General features: G+C 59.1%; 8 protein-coding genes. All 8 read right to left on the bottom strand.

What is annotated here, in order from left to right:
- Nucleotides 1–854: 854 nt before the first annotated feature.
- The gene (locus tag B3N48_RS26280) at nucleotides 855–1,631 is read right to left on the bottom strand and encodes an ABC transporter permease (RefSeq protein ID WP_296188689.1); all 777 of its coding nucleotides are present in this window, start codon (nucleotides 1,629–1,631) and stop codon (nucleotides 855–857) included.
- An 82-nt stretch (nucleotides 1,632–1,713) separates the two neighbouring features.
- Nucleotides 1,714–2,817: an acyltransferase family protein gene (locus B3N48_RS26275; RefSeq protein ID WP_296188688.1), complete on the bottom strand. Its 1,104-nt coding sequence runs from the start codon at nucleotides 2,815–2,817 to the stop codon at nucleotides 1,714–1,716.
- Between the two features lie 310 nt (nucleotides 2,818–3,127).
- Nucleotides 3,128–4,936 (bottom strand): DUF4214 domain-containing protein, encoded by a 1,809-nt coding sequence (locus tag B3N48_RS26270; RefSeq protein ID WP_296188686.1) that lies wholly within the window; start codon nucleotides 4,934–4,936, stop codon nucleotides 3,128–3,130.
- A 334-nt stretch (nucleotides 4,937–5,270) separates the two neighbouring features.
- Nucleotides 5,271–8,618 carry a glycosyltransferase gene (locus B3N48_RS26265; protein WP_296188685.1) on the bottom strand — a complete coding sequence of 1,116 codons (3,348 nt, stop codon included), beginning with the start codon at nucleotides 8,616–8,618 and terminating at the stop codon, nucleotides 5,271–5,273.
- A gap of 342 nt (nucleotides 8,619–8,960) precedes the next feature.
- Nucleotides 8,961–10,007 carry a GDP-mannose 4,6-dehydratase gene (gmd, locus tag B3N48_RS26260; protein WP_296188684.1) on the bottom strand — a complete coding sequence of 349 codons (1,047 nt, stop codon included), beginning with the start codon at nucleotides 10,005–10,007 and terminating at the stop codon, nucleotides 8,961–8,963.
- Nucleotides 10,004–11,380 (bottom strand): TolC family outer membrane protein, encoded by a 1,377-nt coding sequence (locus B3N48_RS26255; RefSeq protein ID WP_414704291.1) that lies wholly within the window; start codon nucleotides 11,378–11,380, stop codon nucleotides 10,004–10,006. The genes gmd and B3N48_RS26255 overlap by 4 nt, the downstream gene beginning before the upstream one ends.
- A 32-nt stretch (nucleotides 11,381–11,412) precedes the next feature.
- Nucleotides 11,413–12,735 (bottom strand): HlyD family type I secretion periplasmic adaptor subunit, encoded by a 1,323-nt coding sequence (locus B3N48_RS26250; RefSeq protein ID WP_296188682.1) that lies wholly within the window; start codon nucleotides 12,733–12,735, stop codon nucleotides 11,413–11,415.
- Nucleotides 12,736–12,748: 13 nt separating this feature from the next.
- Nucleotides 12,749–14,482 (bottom strand): type I secretion system permease/ATPase, encoded by a 1,734-nt coding sequence (locus B3N48_RS26245; protein WP_296188681.1) that lies wholly within the window; start codon nucleotides 14,480–14,482, stop codon nucleotides 12,749–12,751.
- Between the last annotated feature and the right edge of the window lie 353 nt (nucleotides 14,483–14,835).

The raw sequence follows: 14,835 nt of genomic DNA, 5'->3' as shown, positions 1-14,835 counted from the left end.
GGGCAAGCCCACTCCTACAGACCTTGCGTCGATTACACCTACCCGACACACCTCAAACCCTGTAGGAGACGCCGGAGGCACGACGGCAGCGACGAGGCCATTACAGGCAACACACCCCCACCGCCCGAAACACCGCAATCGCCAGCAACCCCATTCCCACAGGCCTTGCGTCGATTACACCTACCCGACACACCTCAAACCCTGTAGGAGACGCCGGAGGCACGACGGCAGCGACGAGGCTGGCACAGTCAACACACCCCCGCCGCCCGAAACATCGCTATCGCGGGCAAGCCCACTCCTACAGATGTTGCGTCGATTACACCTCCCCGACACACCCCAAACCCTGTAGGAGACGCCGGAGGCACGACGGCAGCGACGAGGCCAGCACAACCAACACACCCCCGCCGCCCGAAACATCGCTATCGCGGGCAAGCCCACTCCTACAGATGTTGCGTCGATTACACCTCCCCGACACACCTCCAACCCTGTAGGAGACGCCGGAGGCACGACGGCAGCGACGGGGCCAGCACAACCAACACACCCCCGCCGCCCGAAACACTGCAATCGCGGGCAAGCCCACTCCTACAGACCTTGCGTCGATTACACCTTCCCGACATACCTCAAACCCTGTAGGAGACGCCGGAGGCACGACGGCAGCGACGGGGCCATTACAGCCAACACACCCCCACCGCCCGAAACATCGCAATCGCGGGCAAGCCCACTCCTACAGATGTTGCGTCGATCACACCTCCCCGACACACCCAAGACCCTGTAGGAGACGCCGGAGGCACGACGGCAGCGACGAGGCCAGCACAACCAACACACCCGTTCCGCCTGAAACCCTCCCCCAACCATCAAAGGAAGTCGCGAATGTCCCGCTCCAGCTTGCGTCCGACGAAAATCGACACGCTGAGCAGCGCCAGGGAGAACAGCACCAGCACGCCGATCGACAGCAGATGCGGGGTTTCCCCCGTGATCAGCGCGGCGCGATACGCCAGCACCAGGTGATAAAACGGGTTAAGCGCCACCAGCTCTTGAATGAACCCCGGCAGGATGTTCGCCACGTACACAATCGGCGTCAGCCAGAACCACAGCTGCACCACCACGCCCACGATCTGCCCGATGTCACGCATGAACACCGACAGAATCGCGCAGGTGATCCCCAGCGCATACGCCAGCAACTGCTGACACAGGAAGATCGGAATCCACCACAACAGCGCCCACGTGAAGTGAAAGCCGATGGCGATCAGAAAGATCATGAAAAACCCGGTGGCGATCAGGTAATGCACGGTTTCGCTGAGCACCACGTACACCGGCAGGGTCCAGAGCGACATGCGCACTTTGCCGATGAGGTGGGCCTTGTCGTGAAACACCTGGGTGATGCGGCTCAAGGTGGCGGCGAAGCAGTTCCACGCCAGCAAGCCACTGACGAGGTAAACGCTGTAACCCCAAGGGCCAAGATCCTGGCCGAGGCCGCCGAGGCGCATGCCCATGATGTTCGAGAACACCAGGGTGAAAATGAGGATGTTGATCAGCGGGAGGATGAAGGTCCAGGCCGCGCCCAGCATCGAGGCAGAATGACGGTCAATCAGATCCTGGCGGGTGAAGTTGACGATCAGGTTCCAGTTCATTCAGACAAATCCGGTACAAAAAGAAGGAGCAGAGGATACGCACTCTGCCCCCATAAAAACACCCGCTGCGACGCCCGGAGCGCTACGCGGCAGGCCGGGTTTGCGAGGTCGGCGCAGCGGGCGTTGGCACACGCGACGACTTCTTGAAGGTCTTGCCGATGGCAATTGAAGGCCGCTCCACCAACAGGTGAATAATCAGCGCTGCACCGATCACCGTTGCCGCGGTGATCGGCGCAACGAAACGCAGTTTAAGGCCGTGATCGAACAGCACGCGCATCACCGAATAGCCGACCAGCGAGTGCACGATGTACAGCGGGTAACTGATGTCGGCGAGGAAATCCAGCGGACGAAAACGGCGGAAGTGGTTCCGGGCGAAGTACGCTGCGCCGAAGATCAACATGCCATACACGTAGCTCGGCGCCACGATCCAGAAAATGTCCGGCCAGGGCGTCGCACCCCATCCGGCGATGAACAACCCGAGAATCACCAGCAACGCGAGGTAGAAACGCGCCACGCTGATCAGCCCATTGAACAGGTAGTTGAACAGCACCCCGATGAACATGAACGTCACGAACATCAGCTCAGTACCCAGCGCCGTGTGGGCGTAACGGTTCACCACGTACACCACCGCCGACACTGCAATCAGCGGCCACACCCGACCGGCCAGAATCAAGGGCGCGCCCAAGGCGGCAAGCAGGTAGAACTTGAGTTCGATGGCCAGCGTCCAGTTGACCAGGTCCACCGAAGGCGTGCCGGTCAGGGTGTGGATCAGCAGCATGTTGCGCAGCACGGTGCCGAAATCCCACATGAACGGCTTGCCCCAGTACTGGCAGGACAACCAGACCGCCGCCAACGCCAGGCAAAGACCCGCGATATACGTGGGATAGATCCGAAAGCACCGCGCGGCGATGAATTTGAGCCGGTCGGTGTGGTGCAGCGACATGGGAATGACGAAGCCGCTGATGGTGAAGAAGATGGCGACGCCCAACACGCCCGAGTTCCAGTATTCGCCGTTGATGTAGGCACTGAACCAGGGTTGATCGCCTTCCGCGGGCAGCGCGCCAGTGTAGGCCGCCACGGTCGCCTTTCCGCCCCAGAACACGCAGCACAGGTGCGAAAGCACCACCAACAACGCCGCAACGCCTCGCAATTGATTGGCGAAGACAATCTTCGAAGTCCCTTTCACGCTGAATCTCCCTGGACACGCTCATTATTGGTTTTTTAAACGTCGCATCCCGCGGGGTGTGTGCTGACAGGCAGAGTCGTTGGAAACGTCCGACAGGCTAGGCGGAAGTCGGCGACAAGGCATGAAGCAGATTCCCTGGGCGCTAATGGACGGGGATTATAGAGCGCAGGAGGACAGGCGACACGTGAAAAGTCTTGGAAGTGGGATGGGATTTTTGGCAGGCGATAAAAAACCCGCCTTTTAAGGGGCGGGTTTTTGAGATCAGCCTGCGATGAGCCGAAGCCCATCGCAGTTATCACTCACGAGGCGATTAAGCTACGTGGGAGATAACGCCGTTCGCGAAGGTAACTTGCGAAACGTCGGTAACGCCGGTCAGGGTGATGACGGCAGCGTTGTCGGTAGCGTTAGCAGTCGCCAGCACGGCAGTCGAGCTACCGAAAGCGGTAGTTTCAACTACTGCCTTAACATCGGTACCATCTTTGACGAAGAACACTTCCAGAGCGTTGTTGTTACCACCAACCAGGTGACCAGAAGCATCAACGGTAGCAGTACCCAGCGTGTAACCTTCGCCGAGATACAGAGAGTCGCCAGTGCCGAACTTGATCCCGAAGTCATTAGTCTGTGCGACTTTGCTTGGGAAGAAGAAAACGTCAGCTTTGTCGTCAGTGCCAGCACCGTTTGTAGCTGGAAGCAAGGCCTTGTTGTCGTCTACTGCTGCTTGAGAATTCGAAGCTGCTTTAGTCAAAGCAGTGTACGCATTGTCCAGCGAACCGTATTTAGCAACAAACGCGTCAACCGACTTCGAAGCATTCAGTTTTGCGGTGTCAGCAGCCAGCTTGTCGTAGGCAGCTTTGTAAGCGTCGCCAGTGGTCAGCGTAGTGTCATCATCATCACCATCAGCGTTCGTCAAAGCGGCATTGGCCTTGTCAAACGAAGCTTGAGCAACTGCTTGCGAATGCTCCAGAGCAGTAACAGTCTTCACGGAATCAAAGGCCGAAATGCCAGCGAATGCCTTGGTGATGGTATCGATCTGGGCAGAAGTAGTTTTAGCGTCGACCAGAGTATTGAAGATGGTGGTGGTAGTCGTACCATCAGCCAGACCAGCAGCCTTCACAGCAGCAGCGTAAGTAGCTTTGTTGGCATCGTTATTTGCATAGGCAGCAAAGGTAGTCTGAGCTTGAGTAACATCACCATCAGCCGCGCCTTGGTTAGCAGCAACTGCTTTGACGGCTGCGTCATATGCATTGATGTTTGCTTGGGCAGCGGTTTGTTGCTCTTTAGACAACGTGCTATCAGTCAGATAGTTAGTACGGGCGGTAGCCAGATCCGAAGTATCGGTAGCTACAGTGCTGGTCAGTGCCTTAGTGTCCAGGCCAGTTTTAGCAGTATCAATGCCAGTATCGATCGCTGCTTTCAAACCAGCGTATGTGCTGGTGTTGTCGACAGTGATGTTCACGTTGGAGATCAGACCAGCTTTGTCATTGGTAACAGTCAGAGCAGTCAGTTCTTTTGCCAAAGCGCTGATGTCGGCCAACTTGTTGGTTTGATAGGCGGTCACGGCAGCATCAGCGGCAGCGTCAGCTTTAAGAGCGGCAACAGCGGCAGGAACAGCAATCCCACTCAGCGAACCGTCAGTCAGCTTGCCCAGTGCGTCAGTCACGCTAGTGTTGCTACCGTTAACGTCAGCAATCACTGCCTTGGCGTCAGCGGCTGTGTACTGGCCGGCAGCTGTCGAAGTGTAAACTTCAGAAACCAAAACCTTGTTAGCAACGACTTGAGCGTCCGCCGAGGCAGCACCGTTGACGAAAGCAGTCAACAGCAGGTCAGCGTTGACGGAAGCGCCGCCACCGGTAGTCCAGTAGGCCAGGCCATCTGCATCAGGAGCGCGACCGAAGAGGTTGTTGTAGATCTTAACAACGGCGTCTTCGCGAGTCAGACCGCCGTAGATAGCTTTGTATTCTGGTTGCTCGTTAACGAAGTTAGCGCGCAGGTCGTCCAGAGTCAGCTTGGCTGGAACGGTGTTCAGTTGGTCAGCCCAGTAGTCCAGACCAGCCTTGTCGGCAGCACGGCCCAGGTAGGCCACATAAAGCTGTTGAATCTGTGCAGTCGTGATAGCCATTACGTTTTCATCTCCAATATGAGTCGATATCGACACTCAGGCATCCGTTCGGATAGAAGGCCCGTCGGCCTAAGCCTGTTGCCACGTCCCAGCGGGCCGTGGCCCCCTTTATGGGAAGTCAGCGATCATTCGCTAACCCTGCCGTCTGCTACTGACCCAAGCATTTTTTCAAAGCTCTTCAGACAGATAACTGACGATTGCGCGCCGATCATACATGTCAAAATAGCGGCGAAACAATAGCCACGATCCATCTTTTTTATGAAAGTCCATAGGGCTTTCTTGATTGGGTCAGTAGGAAGTTTCGTTATTTTCCGTAGCCTAAAGTTCCGTGAATTTACGCCGATAGAGCGCGCAACACGTTGTTCAGACGAGCGGATACGGCACTCCAGCCATGGTTTTTCAGCCAGATTTCCTGCTTGGCACGGGGCGATGCGTCTAATTCGGCCCTGATGCCTTTCGATAGCGCCTCGCTATCAGTGCCCGGCAAAAATGTAACAGCATCGGACACATCCTCGAAAATCGACAATGGCGTGCAGAGAACCGGACGACCGGTGCTGAGGCCCCATCGTACGGCCGCGCTGGAAGATTCCTGCGTGTGTTGGTACGGGAAGACAATGGCATCGGCCATGCCCAGCCAGGCCAGAGACTCTTCATCCGAAAGGAAGTCAGTGATCAGCGTCACTCGTCCGGATAAATCCGATTGCGCAATGCGCTGGCGGCAGCTTTCGGCCAGTTCAGCCGAGGCTGGAACCGGGTACTGCGCGTTGACCAGCAGCAGGTGCAGCGACTTGTCTTTTTGCGCAAGCATCGCGAAGGCCTCGATCAATTCCGGCGTGCCTTTGTGGGGCAGCAGGAAGCCGTAGCTGGCGATGATGGTTTTGCCTTTCAGGTTCGCCGCCAACTGACGCGGGCCGGGTGCCGGCGGCGGGGTGTCGATGACGCCGTGGGGGAACATCAGCAGGTTGTCGTTGAGGCCGAAATCCTTGAGGCGGTTGAGGTCGCCGACGCTGTGCACCAGCAGACGCTCGCAGCCCGCGAGGGATTCGCGCATGTCGCGCAGGGTTCTGAGCTCTTCGCCGTGCATCACGTCGGCGGTGGAATGGAACACCACCAGCGTGCGAATGCCCCGGTTATGGGCCCAGTCGAGGAAGCTGGCGAAGGGTTTGATGCCGAAGAACGAGAAGTTGAATTGCAGCAACAGGGTATCGACCCCGGACGTTTCGACGGCCGCTTTCAGGCGATCCAGCGTGTCGGTCGCGCCCGCGCTCCAGCAGCGCTGGACATGATCTTGATCCCCCGCCGTGAGGATCGCGTCGTCGTTGGCGAACACGAGGCATTCTTCACCGAACGACGGCTCCAGCAATTTGGTGCTGTAGGTGGCGATGCCGCAGGCGCTGTTCCAGGTGGTCACGCTGCCCATCTTCGGCGCTTTCTTCAGCAGCGGCTGTTGTTGCGCGGTTTCGATGGCCTGGACCATGGCCTTGGCGACTGCCGACCAGGTGAAGCGGCTGCGAATCAGCGCGTCGGCCGCTTCGACCCGTTGACCGATATACGCCGCGAATTTGCCGTTTTTCCAGGCGTCGTGGAATTCACCCAGCAGGCTCGCCAGGTGGTCGGCGCTCGGCTCGAACCACACCGAGGCCGCCGCTTCGAGGTGCGTGCGCGCGCGTTCGTAGCGGTAGTCGATGAGCCAGGCGGTGTCAGGGGTGCAGAAATCCGACTGACCGCCCTGCCCTGTCGTGACCACCGGCAGGTTGTGCAGCATCGCTTCGGCCAACGGCAGGCCGAAGCCTTCGCCACGGGATGGCGCGATCAGCACGTCGCCCAAGGTGTACAGCGCGCGCATGGCGGAATCCGGCAAATCCTGAACGATCAACTCGACCGCAGGCGCAGACGGCAGCGCCGAGGCCCAGTCCTTCACCTGTTGCGCGATGTTGTGATGCGGGTTCGGGAAGGTCTTGATGATCAGGACCACGGCGTCCTCGGCGCTGAACGCCTGGCCGTAGGCCTTGAGCAGCACGTCCACGCCTTTGCGCGGGAAGCACGACGAGACGTGCAGCAGCTTCAGGCGTTCAGGGGTGGCGCTCGGCAGAGGCGGCAAGGTCGAGGCGTCGATGTCGGCTCGCAGGATGTGGTCGGCGCCGAGGCCCACGGTAATGATCGGCGTTGTCACGCCGTTGTCGATCAGCGTGCGGGTCACCCAACTGGACATGCTGGTGACGAGGTGCGCCTGGTGGTTGAAGTCGTGAACGAAGGCTTGCGGCAGGCAGGACTCCTCCCAGCCGTAGCAGGACACAACGTTGAAATCACCGGCCATGTCGCTGACACGGGGCGGATACATCAAGCGCAACACGTTGCTGGCCGGGCGTTCGGCACGGTCATGCAGAGCAGCGCAATCGGGGTTGGCGGCGAGGAATTCAGGATCGACCGGAATCGGCCCCGGCCCCTCGGTGGCACGCAGGGCCACGCGATGACCGTTCTCTGCCAGGGCGCGACCCAGCTCACGGTTGACCAGCGCGAGGCTGTAGGTGCTGTCGAAGGGGCCTTCGATGCGGTAATCGACGTTGAGCTGCGGCGCGCGCTTTTCAAAACTGTGCTGCGGCAGGTGCAGGTCGAAACGACTGAGGAATGCACTGAGGCGATCGTACAGGTGCTGGTAGGCGAATTCGTGCAGGCGTTCGGCGCCGCGACGCTTGAGATGGCGGCGCAGTGCAGGGTTTTCCATCAGCTGCATGATCGTGGCCGCGACCACTTGCGGGTCATCGTTGTTGATCAGCAGCCCGGCGCCCGCGAGGGTGTGGGTCACGTTGCTGGACGGCGCGTCGTACGCCAGTACCGGCAGGTCATGGGCCATGGCCTCGATCAGCGGCATGCCGAAGCCTTCGTGATGGCTGAGGGAGACGAACAGGTCGCTGCGGGCATACAGGGCATTCAGGGTGTCGTCGTCGACCTTGCCGGTCAGACTGACGAACGCGCCAATGCCCAGTTCGGCGATGCGTTTCTCGATCCGGTCCTTGTAATCCATGACCGTGAAGCCGCCCACGATGTACAAGTGCAGCGGCACATGGGAGCGACGCAGCAACTGCGCGAAGGCCTCGACCACGCCCAGCTGGTTCTTGTGCGGCATGATGCGGCCGACGAACAACAGCGTGAACGGGCGCGGGAGGTCATTGCGCTTGATGGCGTGGGGCTCGATGCGTTCGAGGTCGACCAACAGCGGGATTTCGGTGGAATTTTCGGTGGAGTAGCCGCGCTGCAGCAGTTCCTGAAGGTTTTGCTGGGAATCGGCGATGCTGCCGGTCAGCCAGTGCCTCCAGGTGTCCACCTGCTCCCAGCCATGGGCGAGCATCGGTTGAATGGCGTGATCCGGCGGGAACAGCTCGCCCGGCGTGATGTTGTGAAAGACCATGAACTTGCGCTCGGGCAAGTCTCGCAACCAGCCTTCGACCGGGTTGCCAATGCCATGGTGAACGAGCAACGCATCGGCGCTGCCGGGCTGGTAGTCGTCCATGCACAGGACGTCGCCCTGCATTTGCTCGTTGGGCTTGATGCAATAAATATCGGAGTTGACCCCCGCCTGACGCAGCAGTTTGCGGGTCAGGAGCATGCCATTGCTGATGCCATCGCCCACGCTGACGCTGATGGCGAACTGATGAATAGTGACGCGTGCTTCATTCTGCATTGAAAAGCCCGGGATGAAGGTGAACATGAAAAAGAGGGATTATCGATCACTGAAAAAAAGAATGGCAGCGGTATATGAGGGATTGAGGGGGTTGGGGTTCATTTGAGGGGGGATTAATGCGTTGGGGGGGTGAGATAGAGCGGGGGCGCCGAGTTTGTTGAAGCTTCGTGACAGATCGTCCGGTGTATGAGGTCTGTCAGGTCAGACCGCGCATTCCGAACACTCGCCCTCAAGCCGTGAGCCGGAAATGAAAAAGGCCGCGTGGGTACGCGGCCTCTTCTATATATATAGCCAAATCAACGCATGGCTATGCGCAGCACCGTTGCCGGTGCCACGGACGGATCAGAACGATTTGCCGGACTTGACGCGTTCCAGGTCGCTCTTGACCATCAGGTCACACAGCTGCTCCAGCGTGGTCTTGGCTTCCCAGCCGAGGACGCGCTTGGCCTTTTCCGGATCGCCGATCAGCAATTCGACTTCGGCAGGACGGTAGAACTTCGGGTTGACCTGAATGACGGTCTTGCCGGTCTTGGTGTCGATGCCGTGCTCGTTGTCGGCACTGCCTTTCCATTCCAGTTCGATGTTCACGGCCTTGAATGCCATGGACACGAAGTCGCGAACGGTTTCAGTGCGGTTGGTCGCCAGGACGAAGGTGTCCGGCTCGTCAGCTTGCAGCATGCGCCACATGCCTTCGACGTATTCCTTGGCGAAACCCCAGTCACGCTTGGCGTCCATGTTGCCCAGTTCGAGCACGTCCTGCTGACCCAGCGAGATGCGGGCGACAGCGTCAGTGATCTTGCGGGTCACGAATTCTTTGCCGCGCAGTGGCGACTCGTGGTTGAACAGGATGCCGCTGGAACCGAAGATCCCGTAGGACTCGCGGTAGTTGATGGTCATCCAGTGGGCGTACAGCTTGGCCACGCCGTAAGGGCTGCGCGGGTAGAAGTCGGTGGCTTCGGTCTGAGGCACCTGCTGCACCTTGCCGAACATCTCGGAGGTGGACGCCTGGTAGAAGCGGATCTTCGGGTTGACGATACGGATGGCTTCCAGCAGGTTCACTGCGCCGATGCCGGTGATTTCTGCCGTGGTGACCGGTTGCTCGAAGGACACGCCAACGAAGCTCTGGGCTGCCAGGTTGTAGATCTCGGAAGGTTCGGCCTTCTGCAGCAGGCGAATGCTGGCGCCCAGGTCGGTCAGGTCGTGCTCGACCAGTTCCAGGTTCGGGTGATTCAACGCGCCGACTTCATCAAGGCGCCAAAAGTTGACCGAACTCGTACGGCGATAAGTGCCGTAGACCTTGTAGCCTTTTTCGAGAAGCAACTGGGTGAGGTAGGCGCCGTCCTGACCGGTGACGCCTGTGATGATCACTGATTTGCTGGGTGCATTCATTGCTTCATGTTCCGCTGTGGGACAGAGTCCGTTTTACTGTTGTTACTCAACCAGATGTTGACACTGTCGACGCTTTCCTCGGAAAGCTTGCCAGCCCAACGATTGAGGATGAACAGGTTTGTGATGAAATCGTACTGAGTCTTGAGCAAGTCGCGACGAGCCTTGAATTCGTTCTGCGTCGCAGTCAAGACGTCCACCGCATTCACCACCCCATAAGAAAACGCCTTGTCTGCCGCAATGCTCGATTGCTCGGCAGAACTAAGGGCGTTCCGGTTGGCGCGTATTTTTTCGACACTGGAGTCTGCGGTCAAGTAAGCATTTGTCGTTTCTTTGACGACTTGCCGACGTGTCGCCTCCATTTGTTCCTCCGCCGTAATCTGATCCTGATACAGACCGCGAACACGCGCAGAGGTTGAACCACCACTATAGATCGGAATTTGCACATTGACGCCCGCCACATAGCTGTCCGTTCTCGGCGCCAGGGCGTTGTTGTAGCCTTCGTTGGTATTTTGCGCGCTGAGGTTCAGGCTGACGGTCGGATAGTGACCGCCCTTGCCCCCGCGCAGTGCGGCCTCCGCCGCTTCGACTGCATGCTGACTGGCGAGAATCTGTGGGTTAGTGATCGTCGCCAATTGCACCCAACTGTCGAGACTTTCCGCCGAGACTTTAAGCTCGACGTCGTCACGAACCCGGCTCAAACGCTCGGTCACCGGGCGGCCGACGATTTCCGAAAGCGCTGCTCGGGTCACCCGAACCTGGTTGCGCGCATCGACCTCTTGAGCGGCCAACGAGTCGACCCGCGCCTGAATGTCGAGCTTGTCAGTAATCATTGCGAGTTGTTTCGAATACAGCGCATTGACCCGGTCAAGGTTCTTCTGCGTGGCGCGCAATTCCGCCTGCACCAGTTCCAGCTCGTCGTCCGCCGCCAGCGCGGCAAAATACCGCTGCGCCAGGTCGACGGTCGCCTCCGCCTGGGCTTCCTTGGATTCTTCGCCGGCTTGCTTGGCCAGGCTCTTGAACTTCTCGTAGTTTTCCCAGGCCGCTTTGTTGTAGATGTGCTGGCTCAACTGAATGGCGTAGTTTTCACTGCTGTACGACTGAGTGATCAGTTCGTTTTCCTGGTGAATGCGGTTCTTTCCCGCCGTGATATTCACCTGCGGCAGCAACCCGCCGAATGCTTCGCGCTGCTGTTCCTTGCTGGACTGGGCACGGGAATATGAAGCGAGGACCCGAGGGTCCTCCAGACGCGATTCGCGATACAGCTGCATCAGGTCAGCGGAATAGGTCTTCGCGCTGACGCTGGTCGCCGGGGGTTTGGGCTTCGAGGGTTCGGCGGTTTTCGGCTCAGCGGCCTGGACTTGCAGCGCCAGCATTCCCAACATCAAACATGGAAACAGACGCACGGTCACTCCTCGATCAACGATTGCGAAATGGCGTTACGCGCCGGCTGCAGCAGGTATTGCAACATGGTCCGCTCGCCGGTTTTGACCAGCACGTCAGCCGGCATACCCACCAGCAATTTGCGGTCACCCAGCTTGTGCGCGCCGGCCTCGGTCACTTTCACCCGGGCCAGGTAGTAAGGCTGGCCGGTTTTTTCGTTGGTCAGGCGGTCCGCCGAAACGGCCGTGACGATGCCCTCGATCACCGGTGTGGTCGCACTGTTGAACGCGCTGAAGCGAATGTCGGCGAGTTTGCCGATGCCCACGCGGTTGATGTCTTGTGGAGGCACCTGAGCTTCGACCACCAGATCAGACACCGAAGGCACGATGTCCAGCAAAGGCGTGGCCTGGCGCACGACGCCGCCGATGGTGTGAACGGTCATGCCGATGACCATGCCGTCGGCGGGGGCACGAATGATGATGCGGGTCAGGCGGTCAGCCAACGCGGCTGTCTTCTCTTGCAGGTCGTAGGCCTTGGTCTGCACTTCAGCCAGTTGCTTGGCAACGTCAGAGTTGAAGTCCTTGTTGATCTGCAGGATCTGCAATTGGGTTTCGTTGATCTGCAACCGGGTCTTGGTGATCGTCGAGCGGTGATCCGCTACTTCAGACTTCAGCATGTCCAGCTTGCGCTGCTGTTCGAGCATGCGCTGCTTATCGACGAAGCCTTGGGCCAGCAGGTCTTTCAAGTCACCGATCTCGCCCGTGTAAGAACCTTCGAGCTTGTTCTTGGTGCCGATCATGTCCTCGGTGCCTTTGATCTGCTGATTGAGCTGACCAATGCGCTCCTGCAACACCGAAATCTGGCCCAGACGCGCGCCACGACGGGCGTTGAACACCTGCGTTTCGCCCGCCCGCGCTTCGACGCCGCGCGGGGTGTCGGCTTCGGCCATGGAACCGAAGTCAATGGAAGGCAGGTTGTCGCGCTCGGCGATCAGGCGCGCTTCCATCGCCTTGGCGGCGATCAACTGGTTGTGGTTCATGTCGTACTCGGCGCGCAGCTGCGCGTCATCGAGCACGATCAACGGGTCACCGGTCTTGACCATATCGCCGTCATGCACCAGCACGTCTTTGACGATGCCGCCTTCCAGGTGCTGAACGGTCTTGCGGTAGGCCTGTACGGTCACGACGCCCGGCGCATAAACCGCGCCATCGATCGGGGCAACGCCCGCCCAGACGCCAAAAATGCCGAACGTGACCAGCAGGATAGTGAAACCCAGACGGCGGGTCTTGGTGTCCGAAACGGGTAAATCCGAGAAGTTATCGGGTTGGATACTGAGCGTGCGGGTCATCGATATCTTCCTGTCAGGCGCGAGCGGTCGCGCCTGTGCCCACTTGGGCTTTTTGTTGAGCGGCGATCTGTTGCTTGTTGAGCTCTTCCATCACTTGGTCGCGTGGACCGTACATGCTGATGCCACCGGCGCTCATGACGAGCAGGCGGTCAAGCTGGGACAGAATCGTCGTACGGTGCGTGATCACGAAGATCGTGGCACCGGTCTGCTTCAGTTCTTGGATGGCGGTCGCCAACGCGCGCTCGCCGACTTCATCGAGGTTGGAGTTCGGCTCGTCGAGCAGGATCAGGCGAGGCGACCCGTAGATCGCACGGGCCAGGCCCACGCGCTGGCGCTGGCCGCCAGACAGGTTGACGCCGTCGCTGCCGATGACCGTGTCGTAGCCTTCCGGCAGTTGCAGGATCATCTCGTGGACGCCTGCGGTCTTCGCTGCCTTGACCACCAGTTCAGGGTCGACGTCGGCGAAACGGGCGATGTTCTCGCTGATGCTGCCTTCGAACAGCTCGATGTCCTGAGGCAGGTAACCGAGGTGCGGACCCAGCTCGTGTTTGTCCCAGTTGGCGATGTCGGCGCCGTCGAGACGCACCACGCCATGCTGCGGCGCCCATACGCCCATCAACGCACGGGCGAGGGTCGATTTACCCGACGCGCTCGGACCGATGATGCCCACCACCGCGCCCGCGGGCACGGCGAAGCTGATGCCACGGATGATCGGCGCTTTGGAACCTGGCGCGCCGACGATCAGGTTCTCGACCAGAATGTTGCCCTGTGGAACCGGCAGCGACATGCGCTCTGGCTCAGCTTTCTGCTTGTCGAGAATGGCGTTCAACCGATCGTACTGAGAACGAGCGGCAATGAAGCCTTTCCAGCTGCCGATGATCAGGTCGATGGGCGCCAGTGCGCGGCCCAGCAGAACGGAACCGGCGATCACCAGGCCCGGGCTGATTTCGTGGTTGACCGCCAGGTACGCACCCAGGCCCAGAATCAACGACTGGATCAGCATACGGAAGGTTTTGGAAATGGAACTGATGACGCCGCCTTTGTCGCTGGCCTGGGATTGCAGCAGCAGGACATTGCGCTGACGACGGCTCCAACGCTCGATCAGCGTGTTGAGCATGCCCATCGATTCGATGACTTCGGCGTTGCGCAGGTTTTTGGTGGTGTACAGCGTCGCCGAGATGTTTTCCTTGTTCGCCTGACCCAGCGCCTTACCGGTGAAGCGCTCGTTGAGGTACGCCAGAATCAGCAGAACGATGGCACTGCCAATCGCCACCCAGCCATACCAGGGGTGAAACAGGAACATCACGGCCACGTAAATCGGCAGCCAAGGGGCGTCGAAAAAGGCGAACAGGCCGTTGCCCGTCAGGAATTGACGCAGGCCGGTCAGATCATTGAGCGACTGGGCCGAGGCGTCCATACCGCCGCTTTCAAGGGCGCGCTTGAAGCTGGCTTTGTAGACGTCACGGCTGAGCAGCACGTCGAGGCGTGTACTGACGCGAACCATGATCCGCGAGCGAATCCACTCGAGCGAACCCATGGTGATGACCAGAATGGTCATGATCAGGGTGAGTACTGCCAGCGTCGTGAGGTTACCGCTGGTCACGACCCGACCATAAACCTGAAGCATATAAAAGGTAGGGACCAGCATGAGCGCATTGACGAACAAGCTGAAAAAGCCGACCGAGATGAAACTGCTTCTGCAAGATTTCAGAGCAGCCTGCAAGCTGTTTTCATGTGTGCTGCGCATATTTGACTACTGCCGCTTTGGGTAACAGGAAAAGCGCGCGAGTGTAACATCGCCACTATCCCTGACAAATGAAAAGGTGTTTAGGGACGCAGGTATTTTCCCTACGACTCGTGTGACATTTCTACAAAGATCGAAGGACGCCACCCGCACGGTGGCATTGCAAAAAATTTGCCGCCCTGTGCCAAGCCCCTTAGACTCGGGCCCGCCATCATCCTCATGGGCCGAATGAGCCTCGCAGCAAGCCAGATAACCGGCGGATCGGCGCGCCCTAATTGGCCGGCCGCAAGCGCCCGTGGAACAAGGCTGGCAGGACCATGCGACAGGCGGTAGGGGATCAAGCGTAGTCGTTCGAC

Source organism: Pseudomonas sp. UBA1879 (genome assembly GCF_002338065.1).
Lineage (GTDB): Bacteria > Pseudomonadota > Gammaproteobacteria > Pseudomonadales > Pseudomonadaceae > Aquipseudomonas.
The sequence above is the reverse complement of the archived record's forward strand: the minus strand, read 5'-3'. Positions and strand labels throughout refer to the sequence as shown.